This window comes from Massilia luteola (genome assembly GCF_034420155.1).
Lineage (GTDB): Bacteria > Pseudomonadota > Gammaproteobacteria > Burkholderiales > Burkholderiaceae_D > Telluria > Telluria luteola.
In genome coordinates this window covers 482911-499924 of sequence record NZ_JAXOFN010000002.1, presented here as the reverse complement: position 1 = coordinate 499924, position 17014 = coordinate 482911, and the positions used below count along the sequence as shown (strand labels likewise).

Genomic DNA, 17014 nt, shown 5'->3' with positions numbered 1-17014 from the left:
GGAGACGACCATGCAATTAACCCGAATCGCCGCGGCAGCCCTGCTGCTCGCCACCGGCACCACCGCCCTCGCGGGCAGCTTCGAGCAGACCGCCACCGGCATCGAGGTGCGCCCGGACGCCGGGCCGGCGAAGCTCGTGCGCCTGGAACTGATGGCCGATAACATCGTCCACGTCGTGAAACTGGACGCCGCGAACAAGCAACTGACGCCGTCGCTGATGACGGTGGCGAAACCGTGCGCCTGCACCTTCACGGTCGCCAACGGCAAGGATGCCGTCACGCTCAAGGCGTCGCACATCTCGGCCCGGGTGTCGCTGAAGGACGGACGGGTGGCGTTCTTCGACGCCGCCGGCAAGCCCTTCCTCACGCAGGCCGCGGAAACCATGACCCCGATCCAGGTCGGCGGCAAGCCGTTCTTCGCGATCAAGGAAGGCTTCAACTACGGCACGAAGGACGCGTTCTACGGCCTGGGCCAGCACCAGAACGCGCAGATGAACTACAACGGCGAGGACGTGCTGCTGCAGCAGCACAATATGATCGCCTCGGTGCCGTTCGTCGTCTCGGACAAGAACTACGGCCTCCTGTGGGACAACAATGCGATCACGCGCTTCGGCGACGCGAAGCCGTACGCGTGGCTGTCGCGCGACCTGACGCTGACCGACGCGCAGGGCAAGCCGGGCGGACTGACGGCCAGCTACTATATCGACGGCAAGCTGGCGTTCACGCGCCAGGAAAAGGACATCGCCTACCAATACCTGAAAGACGTCGCGGAGAACTGGCCGAAGGAGCTGCCGCCGATGAAGGCACTGGGCGGCAAGAACGTCAAGGTCGTGTGGGACGGCGCGATGGCGAGCCCGAAAGCGGGCGTGCACAAGATGCAGCTGTACGCGTCCGACTACGCGACGCTCACCGTCGACGGCAAGCAGGTCATGGACGTGTGGCGCCAGGGCTGGAACCCGTGGTACCACAACTTCGAAGTCAAGTTCGAGCCGAACAAGCCGGTCAGGCTGCACCTGGAATGGAAGCCGTCCGGCGGCATGGTCGCGATGACGCACAACGATCCGCTGCCCGCGCCCGAGCGCCATTCGCTGACGATGTCGTCGGAGATCGCGGAAGCCGTGAACTACTACGTGATCAGCGGCGACAGCATGGACAACGTCATTGGCGGTTACCGCACGCTGACTGGACAGCAGCCGATGATGCCGAAGTGGGCCTACGGCTTCTGGCAGTCGCGCCAGCGCTACGAGACCCAGCAGCAGTTGGTGGACACGGTCGCGGAATACCGCAAGCGCGGCTGGCCGCTCGATAACATCGTGCAGGACTGGTTCTACTGGCCGGAAGACGGCTGGGGCTCGCACGATTTCGACAAGGTCCGCTTCCCCGATCCGCAAGGCATGGTCGACGCGGTGCACAAGCAGCACGCGCACATCATGATCTCCATCTGGGGCAAGTTCTACGCCAACACCGACAACTACAAGGAGCTGGCGGCCAAGGGCCATATGTGGACCAAGAACGTCGAGGACGGTGCGCTGGACTGGGTGGGCAAGGGCTACAAGAACAGCCACTACGATCCGTACACGAAGGAAGCGCGCGACATCTATTATCGCCAGCTGCAGCACAAGCTGGTCGACAAGGGCTTCGACGCCTGGTGGATGGACAACACGGAACCCGACGTGCTGTCGAATTCGCGCCCGGAAGATTTCAAGAAGCTGATCGGCCCGACCGTCTACGGCCCCGGCGAGATCACGTTCAACCCGTACAGCCTCGTGCACTCGGGCGGCATGATCGACGGCCTGCGCCGCGACCAGCCGGATAAACGCCAGTTCATCCTGTCGCGCTCGGGCTTCGCCGGCATCCAGCGCAATTCGGTCGCCGTGTGGAGCGGCGACACGGCCGGCCGCTGGAACAACCTGTACGACCAGATCGCGGCGGGCATGAACTTCTCGATGTCCGGCATCCCGAACTGGACGCACGACATCGGCGGCTATGCGCAGGAAAACCGCTACCAGTACGGCGACGTGGGCTCGGCGCAGGAAAACCGCACGACGTCCAGCCACCAGGCCAAGCCGGAAGACATGAAGGAGTGGCGCGAGCTGAACCTGCGCTGGTTCCAGTTCGGCGCGTTCTCGCCCTTGTTCCGCTCGCACGGCGAAGTGGTCAAGCGCGAGATCTACAACATCGCGGCCGGCGACGACGCGATGCGTGACTCGATGGTGGGTTACCTGAAGCTGCGCTACCGCCTGATGCCTTACATTTACTCGATGGCGGCCGACACGCATTACGAGAACGGCACCATGATGCGCGGCCTCGTGATGGACTTCCCGCACGACGACAAGGTCAAGGACATCAAGGACCAGTACCTGTTCGGCCACGCGCTGATGGTGGCGCCGGTCACGAGCTACGGCGCACGCGAGCGCACCGTCTACTTCCCGGCGGGCGCCGACTGGTATGACTTCGATACCGGCAAGCGCTACGCGGGCGGCACCAGCGCGGCGGTGCCGGCACCGTTGAACCGCATCCCCGTGTTCGTGCGCGCGGGCGCCGTGGTCCCGACGGGCCCCGTCACGCAGTACGTCGACGAGAAGCCGGACGCGCCGCTCGTGCTGCAGGTCTACGCGGGCGCCAGCGGGCAATCGAGCCTGTACGAGGACGACGGCGTGACGAACGCGTACGAACGGGGCGAGTACAGCCGCATCCCGTTCACCTGGGACGACAAGACGGGCACGGTCACCATCGGCGCGCGCAGCGGCGCGTACAAGGACATGCCGCAGACGCGCCAGATCAAGGTGCGCGTGCTGCGTCCCGGCGTGGCGACGAGCGCGGACATGGACGCGTTCGACAAGACCGTGACCTATGACGGCAAGCCGGTGACGGTCAAGCTGTGAAGCGCCGCGTCGCGCTCGCGCTGCTGCTGGCGGGCACGCAGTGCCTGGCGTCCGCCGCGGCGCGGGCCGACGCGCCCGACGCGCCCGCCGACCCGCAGGCGGACGCGCGCACCCGCGCGGCATTCGCCTGGCTGCGCGCGACCTGGGGCCGGCAAACCATCGCCGGCCAGCAGGACCTGACGTGGAACGACGGCGTCGACATGGCGCGGCGCGTGTTCGACGACACGGGCCGGTATCCCGCGCTGATGGGCTTCGACTTCATGAATACGTGGACGAAGGGCGACGGCGCGCACCAGGTCGATGAAGCGATCGCCTGGGCGCGCCGCGGCGGCCTCGTGACGTTCTGCTGGCACTGGCGCGATCCGTCCGGTGCGACGGCCAACTTCTATGCGCGCGAGCCGGATGCGCGCAAGAATACGGCGTTCACGATTCCGGTGCGCGCCGGCCGTCTCGACACGGCAAGCAGCGCCGGACGGCAGATCGACGCGGACATCGACCGCCTGGCGATCGCGCTCGCGAAGCTGCAGGCCGCCGGCGTGACGGTGCTCTGGCGGCCATTGCACGAGGCGTCCGGGAACCACGGCGACGGCTGGTTCTGGTGGGGCCGCGCGCGTACCGACGGCGCGTCGAACGCCGCGGCGTATGTGCTGCTGTACCGCCACCTGTTCGACCGGCTCGTGAACCGGCACGGACTGCACAACCTGATCTGGGTGTGGAACGGCCAGGACGCGGCCTGGTATCCGGGCGACGACGTCGTCGACATCGTCGGCTACGATGTGTACGACGAGCACGATGCGAAGGCGTACAGGTCGCAGGTCGACATGTACCGCCGCATGGCCGCCATCGGCTCCACGCGCAAGCCGGTCGCCATGAGCGAGAACAGCTACATCCCCGATCCCGACAACATGAAGCGGGACGGTGCGCGCTGGCTCTGGTTCCTGACGTGGAACGACGGCCGCGCGCCCGCCGGCACGGCCGACAAGGACAATTTCTGGACCGGCGATTTTTACAACACGGCGGCGCACAAGGCGAAGGTGTATCACCATCCGGACGTGATCACCCTCGACAAACTGCCCGCCTTCCTGAAAGCTCCCCAATGAAACGACTCACTACCACTTTTGCCCTGGCCGCGCTGCTGCACGCGGGCCTCGCATGCGCCGGCGTCGCCGTCGCACCAAGCGACAAGAACCTGTCGTATACCGGCCGCATCGATTTTTCGAAGCCCGACGCACCCGTCATCACGTGGCCGAACACGGCCATCGCCGGCAATTTCACCGGCACGTCGCTGGCCGTCACGCTGGATGACGAAAAGGGCAAGAACTACTTCAACATATTCCTCGACGGCGACACCGCGAGTCCGCTGATCATCGAGGCGGGCCAGGGCACGAAGAAATACGACGTGGCGGCCGGCCTCGCGCCGGGCAAGCACAGCTTCCTGATCACCAAGCGTACCGAAGGCGAGGAGGGCGCGACCGTCTTCCGCGGACTGGAACTGGCGGACGGCGGCCAGATGCTCGCGCCGCCCGCGCGGCTCAAGCGCCACATCGAATTCTTCGGCGACTCCATCACGAGCGGCATGGGCGACGAGGCGCCGATGAACGGCCGCGACGACGTCGTCCGCGACAAGAACAGCTACCTGTCGTATGCCGGCATCACGGCACGCAACCTGGACGCGGAACTGCACCAGACGTCGCAGAGCGGCATCGGCATCATGATCAGCTGGTTCCCGTTCACCATGCCGGACTTCTACGACCAGCTGAGCGCCGTCGGCAACAACGACACGCACTGGGATTTCGCGAGTTGGACGCCGGACGTCGTCGTCATCAATCTGCTGCAGAACGACAGCTGGCTGATCGGCGAGCACCACAAGCTGCAGCCGGAGCCGAACGACGCGCAGCGCGTGGCCGCGTACGAGACCTTCGTCAAGCGCATCCGCCAGCTGTACCCGCACGCGTACATCGTGTGCGCGCTGGGCAGCATGGATGCGACGCGCGCGGGTTCCGTGTGGCCGGGCTATATCAAGTCGGCCGTGGAAGACATGCACAAGAACGGCGACCAACGCATCGACACGGTGTTCTTCCCGTTCACCGGCTACGGCCAGCATCCGCGCCTCAAGCACCAGCGCAACAATGCCGAGATCCTGACGGCGTTCATCCGCAAGAAGATGGGCTGGTAAGCAGCGCCCGGCCGGGGCGCCGGCGCCGCCGCGTTCAGCGCTCCAGCACCTGCATGGCGGCCGCCACGTACACGAGCGGCGCGTTCCAGTTGATGGCGACTTCGTTGCTGGCGTAGCTGCACGCATTGTCCAGGTACGACATGGCCGGCGCCTTCGACGCGTACGGCACGCGGCAATCCCTGGCATCCTGCTGGCCCGGGTTCGGTCCGCCCACGAGCCAGCCCGGCACCGGCGCCGCGACGCCGTCCGCTTCCGAAGGCCGGTGGTGCGGATGCATGGGTGAATGGGCGCCGAAGCCGGTCACGTAACTTATGCCGAGCGGATTGCGGCCGAGCGTGTAGTCGAGCGCCGACTGCGCCGCGTTCAGGTAGTCCGCCTTGTGCGTGAGCCGGTAGGCCTGCACGAGCATCATGGCCTGGTTCAGCACGACGGCATTGCTCCCCCAGACGAAGTCGGACGGCGCCATCGCCAGGCGTGCCGGCGACGCCTGCCATTGCGCCAGCAGCTTGTCGGCCGCGGCGAGGATCTGGCGGCGCGCGCCGTCGGCATCGCCCGGCTTCTTCAGACGGGCGCGCTGCTGCGCGAGCGAGATCCAGCCGAGCGGCCGTACGTCGCTCCAGCCGGGCGCCGTCTGCACGCCAGGCGCGGCGGCGAGCGCGCGGGTGCGGTATTCGTCCTTGCCCGTGGCGATATACAGTTCGGACGCGGCCCAGGAAAACTCGTCGTCGACCTTGTCGTCGCCGTAGGTGCCCGTCTGGATGTCGGGCGGCTGGCGGTACAGGACCGCCGGGTTGGCGACGGCCCAGCGCCACGCGCTTTCCGCCGCGGCCAGGTAGCGCCGCGAGCGGCCCGGCGCCTGCGCGTCGAACGGCGCCAGCACGCGGCTCGCCGTTGCCATCACCGCGGCGAAATCGAGCGCCGCCGCCGTCGTCTTCTGCACGACGTAGCGCGGCGCCGTCGCGCGGTCCGGCATCACCATGCCGTCGAAGCGCTTGTTCGTCAGCTTGTGGTACACGCCGCCGTCGGCCCGGTCCTGCATCGTGGCCATCCAGTCGAGATTCCACAACGCTTCGTTGAGGATGTCCGGCACGCCGTTGCCGGCTTCCGGCAGGTTCACGGCGAGCTTGTCGAACCAGGCCGGGAAGTGTTCGTACGCGGCCAGCAGCGTGTACGTGCTGATGCCGGAGTTGACGATGTATTTGTTGTAGTCGCCCGCGTCGTACCAGCCTTTCGGGCTCTTGATCACGGTGCCGGCCGGACGCTTGCCCGACGCCGCCGATTCGTGCACGAGCACCTTGTCGTCCGGATGGCCGAGCGGCCGCGCATATGGACCCGCGATGCGCGCGTCCAGCGCGATGCCGGCGCGCTGCAGCGTGTACGCGTGGATGGCCCCCGCGTCCAGCGCGCGATAGGGTTCCGCGCCGATCGCGAACACGGGCGAATCCGGCAGGCCCGCGCGGACGATGCGGTAGTTGCCGGCCGTGCGCAGCGCGGAAAAATCGGCGATGCGTATGCGCTCGCCGGATGCGTCCCACGTCGCGGCGGGGCCCAGCGCGCCTTCGAACACGGCCTTGCCGCTCGCCGCGTCGACGACCGTGAAACGCGGCGACTCCCGATCGCTCGCGCCGGCCGGCACCACGGCCAGTTTCTGCGCGGCGGGAAGGAATCCCAACTGGTTCACTTCGATGCCGGCGGCGGCGTGCGCGGTGCCGGCCGCGAGGAACGCGGCGCAGGCGAGCAGGGTGGGACGATGCATGGGATCTCCAGGAAGTGTGCTTGTGGTTGTAATCGATTTCATCGTACCTTGCCGGGAAAAGCAAAGTCAATCGCCCCATCGAAGGAACGCCCGTCAATACGGGCGCCGTTCGTGCCGGCGCACGGCGCGCGCCGGCCCGATAAAACGTTCCGCGGCCGTTGCCTCGGCCCCGCGATCCGGGCAATAATTGCATCGGTCGAACCAATCGGCCACACCCACAATGTCATCGAGAGGACTCCCTTGAAACCACGTATCTTGCTGTGCGCGCTGCTGCTTGGCGGCGGCGCGGCCGCTGCCTCCGCTACGGACCGTTTCGACGTCGCCGTCACGGCCGACGACCTGCCGGCCCACGGCACGCTGCCCGCCGGGATGACCTGGGCCGGCATCGCCCGATCGTACGTGGGCACGCTGCACGCGCATGGCGTTTCCGAGGCCTGGGGTCTCGTCAACGCGAAGCGTATCGCCGAGGATCCGCACAGCGAAGCGGCGCTCGACGTGTGGCGCGCGGCCGGCTACCCGCTCGGGAACCACACGTACAGCCATATGGGATTGTCGCAGGCGCCGTCGCTTCAGGCGTGGGAGGCCGACGCGCGCGCGGGCGGGGCGGTGCTGGAACAGCACATGGCCGGCAAGGACTGGCACGTGCTGCGCTACCCGTTCCTCGATGCGGGCGGCAGCGGCGCGCGCCACGACGGCGCGCTGGACTGGCTGACGACGCGCGGCTACCGCATCGCGGACGTCAGCCTGAGCTTCGACGACTGGGCCTACACGGAAACGTATGCGCGCTGCCGCGCGAAGGGCGACGACGCCGCCATCGAGGGCATGAAGGCCGGCTACTACCGCCGCGTCGACCAGCAGCTCGTGCGCATGAAGGCCGTGTCGCAGCGCGTGTACGGCCGCATGATCCCGCAGGTGCTGCTCACGCACATGGGGGCCTGGAGCGCGGCCACGCTGCCGGAAGTGATGAAGCGCATGGATGCGGCGGGCGCCCGTTACGTGACGCTGGAACAGGCGCAGTCCGATGCCGCATACCGCGCGCCGAGCCCGCGGTCCGGCAACGGCGCGCTGATGGAGCGCCGCGCGCAGGATGCCGGCATCGACCTGTCCGGATTGCCGGCCGTCGAACCGGTCGGCAATCTGGACGCCCTGTGCCGCTGAACCCGCGCGGTTGAGGCGCGGCGCCCGTGTCACGGCGTGCGGGCGCTCACGCGTCTCCCAGCGCCAGCACCATCGCCTGCTCGGACAAGGTGGTGCCCGCGCGCGGCACGGGTGAGCCGACGTCGACGAAGCCGGTGCGCCGGTACAGCCGCGCGGCCGCGCCGTCGCCCGCCGTGACGGCCAGGTGCAGTGCTTGCGCGCGGCGTGCGCGCGCCCAGGCGATGGCCGCGTCGAGCAGCGCGGCGCCGACGCCGCGGCCGCGCGCCTCGGGCGCTACCCACACCTGGTACAGGCTCGCGCCGGGGCTCTCCATTTTCACCCACGCCAGGCCGACGGGCATGCCGTCCAGTTCCGCGACGAACGGCCAGCCCTGTTGATGCGCGCCCAGCGCGGGCGCGACGAGGCGCGCGGCCCAGACGTCGTCCGGGCGTTGCGATTCCTCGGCCAGCGTGCTGCAGAAGGCGTCCGGCGCATCGGCCAGCGCGCGCAGGCGCAGGGCGCGGTAGACGGTCCAGTCGGCGGGGTGCAGGGTGCGGATGGCGGGCGGATGGCGGTCGAGCGGCATGGCGGTGTCCGATAATGGGGAAAGTCGATCATAGTGGAACATGTGCCTTGACACAATGGCAAGCGCGCCCCGCTTCGGCATGCGACGACGACATGCAACGGCGACAAGGGGCGCGCACGCAAAGCGTAAACATATTGTCAACGCAGTGCGCCGGAGGGTAAGATTTCACGCTTATGAATCCAGCCACGAACGCGCCCGCCGGCGCCACCCCGGCGGCCGCGTCCGACCTGTCGTCCGTCGAACAGGTCAAGTCCAGCCGACCCTACCGCGAGCTCTTGCGCCTGTTCGAACAGGCGCCGGGCTTCGTGTGCTTCTTCCGCGGGCCGCAGCACGTGTACGAATTGCAGAACCAGGCGCACCACCGGCTGGCGGGCTTTCGCGACATCATCGGCAAACCCGTGCGCGCGGCGCTGCCGGAGCTGGAAGGGCAGCAGTTCTTCGAGCTGCTCGACCAGGTGTTCGCCAGCGGCCAGGCGTTCGTCGGCCAGGCGCTGCCGCTGGCCGTCGCGCCGGCCGGCGGCGGTCCGGCGACGCTGCGCTACATCGACTTCGTGTACCAGCCGATCGTCGACGAGGGCGGCGCCGTGGTCGGCATTTTCTCGCAGGGGAACGACGTCACCGAGCGCGTGCTGGCCGAGGAACAGCTGCGCCGCAAGCAGGAAGAACTGGAGCGCATGGTCGAGGAACGCACGCGCGCGCTGGCCGACGCGCACGCGGCGCTCAAGCTGGCCAATGAGCTGCAGGGCGACAAGATGCATTTGCAGCGCCTGTTCGAGCAGGCGCCCGGCTTCATCTGCGTGCTGCGCGGTCCGGACCACGTGTACGAACTGGCGAATGCCGCGTATCGCCGCCTGGTGGGCGGCCGTGACCTGATCGGCAAGACGCTGCGCGCCGTGCTGCCCGAGGTCGAGGGCCAGGGCTTCGGCGACCTGCTCGACAGCGTCTACCGCAGCGCCAGGCCGTATATCGGGCGCGCGGCGCCGGTCGAGCTGCACAACGATCCCGCGCAAGGACCGGCGCTGCGCTACCTCGACTTCATCTACCAGCCCGTGCTCGATCCGACCGGCCAGGTCATCGGCATCTTCGTGCAGGGCAGCGACGTGACCGAGCAGAAGTTGGCACAGGATGCGCTGGGCCGCCATCAGGCCGAGCTGGAAACGCTCGTGACCGAACGGACGGCCGAGCTGACGGCGACGCAGGACGCCCTGCAGCGCTCGCACAAGCTGGAAGCCATCGGCAAGCTGACGGGCGGCGTGGCGCACGACTTCAACAACATCCTGCAGGTCGTGGGCGGCAACCTCGAGTTGCTGCAGCGCCGCGGCGGCGACCCGCGCGTGCAGAACCTGCTGCAGGTGGCGCTGCATGCGGTGGAGCGCGGCGGCAAGCTGTGCTCGCACCTGCTGGCGTTCGCGCGCCGGCAGCCGCTGCAGCCCGTCGTCGTGAATCCGGCCCGCGTCGTGGCGGACATGGACGACCTGCTGCGGCGCGCGCTCGGCGAAACGATCCACATCGAGGCCGTGCGCGCGGGCGGCCAGTGGAATACGGTGGTCGACCCGAACCAGCTGGAAAACGTGATCCTGAATCTCGCGATCAATGCGCGCGATGCGATGCCGAACGGCGGCCGGCTCACGATCGAGATCGCCAACGCCATGCTCGACGACGATTACGTCGCGGCCGAGCCGGACGTGCGGCCGGGCCAGTATGTGATGATCGCCGTGTCCGACACCGGCTGCGGCATGGCGCGCGACGTGCTGGAGCGCGCGTGCGAGCCGTTCTTCACGACCAAGCCGGAAGGCGCCGGCACGGGCCTGGGCCTGTCGATGGCCTATGGCTTCGTCAAGCAGACGGGCGGCCACTTCCGCATCTACAGCGAGGTCGGGGAGGGCACGACGGTGCGGCTGTACTTCCCGCGCACCTTCGAGGCCGAGGACGCGGCCATGCGCCTGTCCGACGTCGCCCCGCAGGGCGGCAGCGAGACGGTGCTCGTCGTCGAGGACGATCCGGCCGTGCAGGGCACGGTCGTCGAGATGCTGGGCAGCCTGGGCTACCGCGTGCTCAAGGCCGACAATGCGACGGACGCCTACGGCATCGTCAAGAGCGGCCTGCCCATCGACCTGCTGTTCACCGACGTCGTCATGCCCGGTCCGATGCGCAGCCCGGAACTGGCGCGCCTGGCCAGGGCGCTGCTGCCGGACCTGGCCGTGCTGTTCACGTCCGGCTACACGCGGAACGCCATCGTGCACGGCGGCCGGCTCGATGCGGGCGTCGAGCTGCTGTCCAAGCCCTATGGCCGCGACCAGTTGGCGCGCAAGGTGCGGCATGTGCTGGCCAACCGGCCGCGCGCCGCCGCGGAGGCCGCGCCGGCCGCGCCGCGCGGCGCCCGCATCCTGATCGTGGAGGACAACCCCGACCTGCTGGACATGGCGTGCAGCCTGTTCGACGCGCTGGGCCAGGATGCGCGCGGCGCCGTCAGCTTCGACGAGGCGCTGGCGCGGCTGGAGGACGGGGCATGCGACGTGCTGTTCACCGACATCGACCTGGCCGGCAAGTCCGGCATCGACCTGGCCTGCCGCGCGCGGGCCCTGCATCCGCAACTGCGTGTCGTGTTCGCGTCGGGTTACGGTGCCCCGGACCGGGGCGCGCTCGGCTTCGCCTACGACGTCGTGGCCAAGCCCTACCGGCTGGACGATTTGCGGGCCATGCTGGCGCGGCAGGGATGACGGCCGTTTGCGCGCGGGCGCCGGATCGGTTAGGATCGGCATCCCGCGCCGGCGCCCGCCACGTGCGGCCGCCCGACGAAGAAGCCAGATGACTTTCCTGAACGTACCGTACGCAGAAAAAGACGAAGCCCGCGCCCTCGGCGCCCGCTGGAATCCCGGCCGCAAGCGCTGGTACGTGCCGGCCGGCGTCGCGCTCGACCCCTTCCAGAAATGGCTCAAGGAGGGCGACGGCGGCGGGCGCGTGGACTCGGCCGCGGCCAGGCCCGTCGTCGGCGCCAACTACGTCGAGCTGCCCCATGCCTGCAATCCGTTCGAGCCGTGCGCCGAGTGCGCGCGGCTGCTTGCCGGCACGCCGTGGCAGCAGGCGCGCGCCGCGCTGGCCGCCACGGTGGCGGCGCTGAACAGGCGCTAGCGCTGGCCGACCGGGCACTGTACCGCGGCAGGCGGGACGGCCGCCGCTGCGCCTACCTGGACGAGGCGGACGCCGCGGGCGCCGTGACGCGCACTGCGCGCGGCGTGACGTCCGCCCGCGGCGTCAGTGCGCCGGCAGCACCAGCAGCTGCAGGCCGGACGGCGTCTGCGCCGCGTGGTAGACCCGCTGCGTGGCCGCCTTGAAGTCTTCCGGCTTCGCTTGCGGGATCGTCACGAAGGTCTGCGGATTCAGGTCCACCAGCGGGAACCAGGAGCTCTGCACCTGCACCATGATGCGGTGGCCGCGGCGGAACGTGTGGTTCACGTCGCCCAGGTGGTAGCTGATCGCTTCGACCTTGCCGGGTACGAAGGGTTCCGGCTTCTCGAACCCGTTGCGGAACTTGCCGCGCAGCGGATTGCCGCGTACGAGCTGCTGGTAGCCGGCCATCGTGCCGCGCGGCGGCGCCACGTCGCTGCCGCGCGCGGGCTGCTCGCCCGCGGGATAGTCGGCCGGGTAGACGTCGATCAGCTTCACGACCCAGTCCGAATCCGTGCCCGTGGTCGATACGAACAGCCGCGGCGTCACGGGACCGGCGACGGTGACGTCGTCCTCCAGCACGTCGCTGCGGTACACCAGCACGTCGGGGCGCGTCGCGGCGAAGCGCTGGTCCGACACCATGTATTCCTGCGGCACTGAGGTCGCCGGATAACCGATGTACGGCACCGGCTTGTTCGGGTCGGACACGTATTCGTCGAAGCCGCCGGCGGCCGGCGGCTGCTGCCACGTCAGCGTGCCGTGCGGGCCGAAGTACAGGGTGCGCGCCTGCGCCCGCACCGGCGGCCACGCCGTGTAGCGGCGCCACACGTTGCTGCCGGTCTCGAAGGCCGTCACTTCCGCGATGGGCTGCGCGGGCTTCACGCCCTTGAGCTGCTGCTCGAAGAACGGGAACTGGATATGCTGGCGGAAGTACTCGCCCGTCTTGCTGTCGAACGAGACGCGCCCCAGCTGCTTGCCGTCGTAGCGCGCCCAGCCACCGTGCACCCACGGGCCGATCACGAGGCCGTTGAAGCTGCCCTGGTTGTACTTCTTGATGGCGTGGTAGGTCGTGAACGGGCCTTGCGGGTCCTCCGCGTCGAACCAGCCGCCCACCGTCAGCACGGCCGCTTTCACGTTCTTCAGGTGCGGGGCGATGGCGCGGGTCTGCCAGAAAGCGTCGTACGTATCGTGTTCGATCGTGGGCGCCAGCAGGGCGCGCTGCTTGTCCGTCAGCGTGGCGAGGATGCGGGGCAGCGTGCGGTGCTCGAGGAAGAAGTCGTAGGCGTCGGCCGCGCCGTAGTCGAAGTCGGCCCACGTCTTGGGCAGCGGCGTCGGGTTCTGCTGCTCCGTGAACGAGGCATAGAAACCGAAGTTCGCGGCCAGCATGAAGGCGCCGCCGTGGTACGAATCGTCGCCCATGTACAGGTCCGTCACGGGCGCCTGCGGCGACGCGGCCTTGATGGCCGGGTGCGAGTCGATGATGCTGGCCGACGTGTAGAAGCCCGGATAGCTGATGCCGAGAATGCCGGCCTTGCCGTTGTTGTTCGGGACGTGCTTGAGCAGCCACTCCATCGTGTCGTACATGTCCTGGCTTTCCTGGCCTTCGCCGGCGGCGCGCCGCGGGTTGACGTGCGGCGTCATCTCCTGCCACTTCCCTTCCGACATATAGCGGCCGCGCACGTCCTGCTTGACGAAGATGTAGCCCGCGTCCTCGAATTCCTTCGACGGCCCGATCTGCTTCGGGTACCAATCCTCGCCGTAGTGCAGCTCGCCCTCGGCCCGGACGCCGGCGCTGTACGGCGTGCGGTTGATGAGGAACGGGTAGGACTTCGACGCATCCTTCGGCACGTAGACGACGGTGAACAGCTTCGTGCCGTCGCGCATCGGGATGCGGTACTCGTACTTGGTGTACGTGTCGCGCAGGTCGCGCGGGGCGGGCTTGGCCTCTTCGGCCGCGTGGACGGCGGCCGGGGGCAGGGCGGAGCACGCGATTGCCACCAGCAGGGTAAGCAGGGGCAGGCGTGCGGGCAGGGAGAGACGGGTCATGACTTCCTTGGCGGCTGGTAAAACCGGCAGTATAGATGCGCCAGGAAGCCGTTTGTCATCTTTTCATCAGCCCGCCCGGACCCGCAACCGCTCCGGTGCGGCCGCGGCGAGGCCCGCGGCGCGCAGGCGCGGTTGCAGGATCATGAGCGACAGCAGGGCCGGCACGCCGAGCAGCAGGCACGCCAGGCACCACACGGTGCGCGCCGTGCGGCCGAGGCGCGTGCGCCGCGTCCACCAGAGCGCGCCGGCGCCGGCCAGCAGCGCGGCCGCGAGCGCGGCGGTCCAGACGGTCGCCGGCCGCGCCTGCAGCAGCGGCGCGAAGCGGTTCACGCCATAGTCGGGAATGGTGCCGGCGTCGATGAGCAGGTCGGGCAGCTCGACCAGCGCGTGCAGCGCCGGCGAGATCCACCAGGACCGGTGCTCGTACAGCGGCGCGAAGTCGTGCGCCATGCTGCGTCGTGCCACCTCCTGCACCCGCGCCGACGGGTCGACGAGGTACGTGATCTGCTGCGCCGGCAGCGCGCCGTCGAACTCGCGGTGGCCGTACACGAGGGAGACGAGCGTGCCTTCCGCGAACTGGGCGACGTACACGCGATCGAGATCGCCGAACGGGAGCGGCAGTGTCACGTTGGCCGAAGACGACGGCGCGCCGGTCGCCGGTGCGAGCAATGCGAGGCGATGGTTGGTGAGCACGAGGATGCGCTGCCCCAGCACGGTGACGGCGCCCAGCTGTTCCTGCCCGTCCACGCGCAGGACGTGGCGCAGGCGCATGCCCGGCTCGTCGACGCGGTACAGGTTGTGGGCGTCGAAGAACCACCGGGAACCACGGATGCCGCCCAGGCTCTCGGGCACGGTATCGAAGCGCTCGCGCGTGCCGGGACCACCCGCGCCGAACACGCCCTGGTCGGTGCGGGTGCGCGCGTCGACGCCGCGGAACAGCATGCGGTCGTGGCTGAAGGTCCAGATGGTGTCGCCCTGGACGAATCTGGCCATGCCTTGCGTCGTCATCAGGTCGCGCACGCCGTACTGGCGGAAGATCGGCGCGAGGCTCGCGAGCGCCTGCGGGTCGAGCGCGGCGCGCCACGCGGCCGCGCGCGGGTCCACACTCCCCGCCAGGCCGGCCCGCAGCGTTTCCACCGGCTTGAAACGGCGCGTTTCGGTCAGGCCACCGGCCGGCGCCGGTTCCCGCACCAGCGGATGGGCGCCGGCGGCGACCAGGCCCGCCTGGTACAGCATCGATCCGGCCCACAACAGGGCGACGTAACAGCACACCTGCAGCGGGATGGCCGAGGCGGCGGTGGCGACGGTGTCGTCCGCCGCGCTGCGGTTGGGCCGGAACACCGTGTAGAGGAGCGCCAACAGGATGGCGGCGCAGGCCAGCGTCAGGCCCAGCACCGTCGCGGCGGTCGCGAGGCGCATCGTCAGCACGACGGGCAGCACGAGGACCACGAAGGCCCAGCGGCTCCGGTGCAGCATGATGTAGCCGCCGGCGAGCCAGGCGCACAGCGCGGACAGGGCGAGGTAGGCCGCGCCGGCGTAGTGGCGCGCGTCGATGACGTTGCGGGTGTAATGGTCCTGCATGAGCAGCGCGGCGCACAGCGGCAGCGCCACGGCGAGGGCGATCAGCGCGGCGGCCGCCAGCACGAGTGCCGCGAGGAGCCGGGCGCGGTGCACCGGCCGGTGCTGCAGCCAGATCCAGCGGCTCGGCTGGCGGTAGCTGCCGAACTGGAAGACCGCGAGCGCCAGGCCGGAGAGCATGTAGAAGCCCAGCATGATGATGTGCAGGCCGACCGGGGCGTTGGGCACGTCGACGATCTGCTGCAGGACGGTCAGGACGACGAGATTGGCCAGGGCGTACGCGGCGGCGCCGTTCCGGAAGCGGCGCAGTTCGGCCAGGAAGAAGTCGGGCATGGGAGATCCTTATGCGGCAAGAGGGACGGCGGCGGGCGTGGCCGCGGGACGGGCGTGGCCATGGGCGAGGAAGGCGTTGACGGCGCCGTCGAGGCCGAGCGGCATGGCCTGGACGGATTGTGCGCCCAGCAGCTTGAGCCGCGTGCCGAAACCGTCGTCCTGGTCGAACACGACCACGTGGGTCAGGTGGTCGATGACCTGGACCTGCAGCACGCCGGGCAGCTGTCGGATCGCCGGCACGCCGGCCGGGAAGGCGGCCACCCACATGCGGATGCGGTCGCAGAAGTCGTCCGGGCCGCTCATGTAGCGCATGCGGCCCCGTTCCAGGATCACGAGGTTGTCGGCCACGCGCTCGATTTCGTCCATCTGGTGCGAGCAGTAGACGATCGTGTTGGCGGCATCGAACTGCGCGACCTGCAGCATCGCCTCGAGGAAGGCGCGCTTGGCGACGACGTCGAGTCCCAGCGTGGGCTCGTCGAGGATCAGCAGGTCCGGGCCCTGCGCCAGCGCGACGCCCAGGTTCAGCCCCGCGCGTTCGCCGCGCGACAGGCCGCCGATGCGCTGGCCGGGGTCGACGTCGAAATGGCCGACGACCTCGTGGTAACGGGCGTCGTTCCAGCGCGGGTACTGGCGCCGCTGCATGGCGACGAGGTCGCGCACGCGCATCCAGGCCGGCAGCGTGTGCTCTTCGTTGACGAAGCCGATGCGCTCGCGCAGCGCCGGCGTGAGCCGATGGCAGTCATGGCCCAGGATGTGCGCGCTGCCGGCGGTGGCCGGCTCGAAGCCGAGCAGCACGCGGAACAGCGACGATTTGCCGGCCCCGTTGGCGCCCACGAAGGCGTGGATGCCGCCGCGCGGCAGGCGCAGCGTCAGGTGGTCGAGTGCCGGCTTGTGTTGGTAGGACAGGCAAAGTTCCTTGGTATCGATGGCGTAGTCGCTCATGCGGTCTTCTTGGTCGCGTAATGGGAAAGCTCGGCCGCGACGCGGTCGAGGATGGTCTGCTGCGCATAATCGAGGCCGATCACGGCGCTGACGAAGCGGTCCACCGCCTCGCCGAAGCGCCGTTCGCGTTCGGCGTCCGACAGCCGCTGGCGCTGCTCGGCGACGAACAGGCCCAGGCCCGTGCGCGCCAGCAGCCAGCCTTCCGCCGTCAGTTCCGCATAGGCCTTGGCCACCGTGTTCGGATTGATGGCCAGTTGCTGGGCCAGTCCGCGCACGCTGGGCAGCCCGTCGCCGGGCACCAGCTCGCCGCTGGCGATGTGGCGCCTGATTCCGTCGGTAATCTGGCGGGTGATCGGGCGCGCATCGCCGGTCACGATCTGCAGCATCAAAGGGGGGCGTCGGTTCATG

12 protein-coding genes are annotated in these 17014 nt (G+C 69.1%); 6 read left to right on the top strand and 6 right to left on the bottom strand.

Annotation, left to right across the window (positions count from 1 at the left end; translation table 11 throughout):
• Positions 1 to 10 precede the first annotated feature (10 nt).
• From U9J41_RS05200 to U9J41_RS05190, 3 genes are read left to right on the top strand one after another with little or no spacing between them, the layout of a single operon-like run.
• A complete protein-coding gene (locus U9J41_RS05200) occupies positions 11 to 2884 on the top strand; it encodes a glycoside hydrolase family 31 protein (RefSeq protein WP_322400632.1) in 2874 nt (957 codons plus the stop codon).
• Positions 2881 to 3984, top strand: a complete 1104-nt coding sequence (locus tag U9J41_RS05195) for a glycosyl hydrolase (protein WP_322400631.1) — start codon at positions 2881 to 2883, stop codon at positions 3982 to 3984. The genes U9J41_RS05200 and U9J41_RS05195 overlap by 4 nt, the downstream gene beginning before the upstream one ends.
• Positions 3981 to 5060 carry an SGNH/GDSL hydrolase family protein gene (locus U9J41_RS05190; protein WP_322400629.1) on the top strand — a complete coding sequence of 360 codons (1080 nt, stop codon included), beginning with the start codon at positions 3981 to 3983 and terminating at the stop codon, positions 5058 to 5060. Before U9J41_RS05195 ends, U9J41_RS05190 begins: the two co-directional genes overlap by 4 nt.
• Before the next feature lie 34 nt (positions 5061 to 5094).
• Here the strand turns inward: U9J41_RS05190 and U9J41_RS05185 are convergent, their stop codons facing one another.
• Entirely contained in the window at positions 5095 to 6816 is a 1722-nt protein-coding gene (locus tag U9J41_RS05185) for a glycoside hydrolase family 9 protein (RefSeq protein WP_322400628.1), read from the bottom strand.
• A gap of 240 nt (positions 6817 to 7056) precedes the next feature.
• Between U9J41_RS05185 and U9J41_RS05180 the strand changes: the two genes are divergently transcribed.
• Positions 7057 to 7974 (top strand): polysaccharide deacetylase family protein, encoded by a 918-nt coding sequence (locus U9J41_RS05180; protein WP_322400627.1) that lies wholly within the window; start codon positions 7057 to 7059, stop codon positions 7972 to 7974.
• A 46-nt stretch (positions 7975 to 8020) separates the two neighbouring features.
• Here U9J41_RS05180 and U9J41_RS05175 read toward each other — a convergent pair whose 3' ends face one another.
• Complete coding sequence (locus tag U9J41_RS05175; protein ID WP_322400626.1) at positions 8021 to 8539, bottom strand: GNAT family N-acetyltransferase; 519 nt, start codon at positions 8537 to 8539, stop codon at positions 8021 to 8023.
• A gap of 173 nt (positions 8540 to 8712) precedes the next feature.
• On the opposite strand from U9J41_RS05175, the gene U9J41_RS05170 reads away from it, so the two are divergent.
• Both U9J41_RS05170 and U9J41_RS05165 read left to right on the top strand, forming a co-directional pair.
• Positions 8713 to 11259: a response regulator gene (locus U9J41_RS05170; protein ID WP_322400625.1), complete on the top strand. Its 2547-nt coding sequence runs from the start codon at positions 8713 to 8715 to the stop codon at positions 11257 to 11259.
• 88 nt (positions 11260 to 11347) lie between these two features.
• On the top strand, positions 11348 to 11671 hold the full coding sequence (locus tag U9J41_RS05165) for a DUF5710 domain-containing protein (protein WP_322400624.1): 324 nt from the start codon (positions 11348 to 11350) through the stop codon (positions 11669 to 11671).
• 123 nt (positions 11672 to 11794) lie between these two features.
• Here U9J41_RS05165 and U9J41_RS05160 read toward each other — a convergent pair whose 3' ends face one another.
• The 4 genes from U9J41_RS05160 to U9J41_RS05145 all read right to left on the bottom strand — a co-directional run bounded on the left by U9J41_RS05160 (position 11795) and on the right by U9J41_RS05145 (position 17013).
• Positions 11795 to 13753, bottom strand: coding sequence for a CocE/NonD family hydrolase (locus U9J41_RS05160; protein ID WP_322400623.1), 1959 nt, complete (start codon positions 13751 to 13753; stop codon positions 11795 to 11797).
• A gap of 66 nt (positions 13754 to 13819) precedes the next feature.
• Positions 13820 to 15664, bottom strand: coding sequence for a hypothetical protein (locus tag U9J41_RS05155; protein WP_322400622.1), 1845 nt, complete (start codon positions 15662 to 15664; stop codon positions 13820 to 13822).
• A 9-nt stretch (positions 15665 to 15673) separates the two neighbouring features.
• The gene (locus U9J41_RS05150; RefSeq protein ID WP_322400621.1) at positions 15674 to 16606 is read right to left on the bottom strand and encodes an ABC transporter ATP-binding protein; all 933 of its coding nucleotides are present in this window, start codon (positions 16604 to 16606) and stop codon (positions 15674 to 15676) included.
• Positions 16603 to 17013: a GntR family transcriptional regulator gene (locus U9J41_RS05145; protein ID WP_322400620.1), complete on the bottom strand. Its 411-nt coding sequence runs from the start codon at positions 17011 to 17013 to the stop codon at positions 16603 to 16605. Before U9J41_RS05145 ends, U9J41_RS05150 begins: the two co-directional genes overlap by 4 nt.
• Between the last annotated feature and the right edge of the window lies 1 nt (position 17014).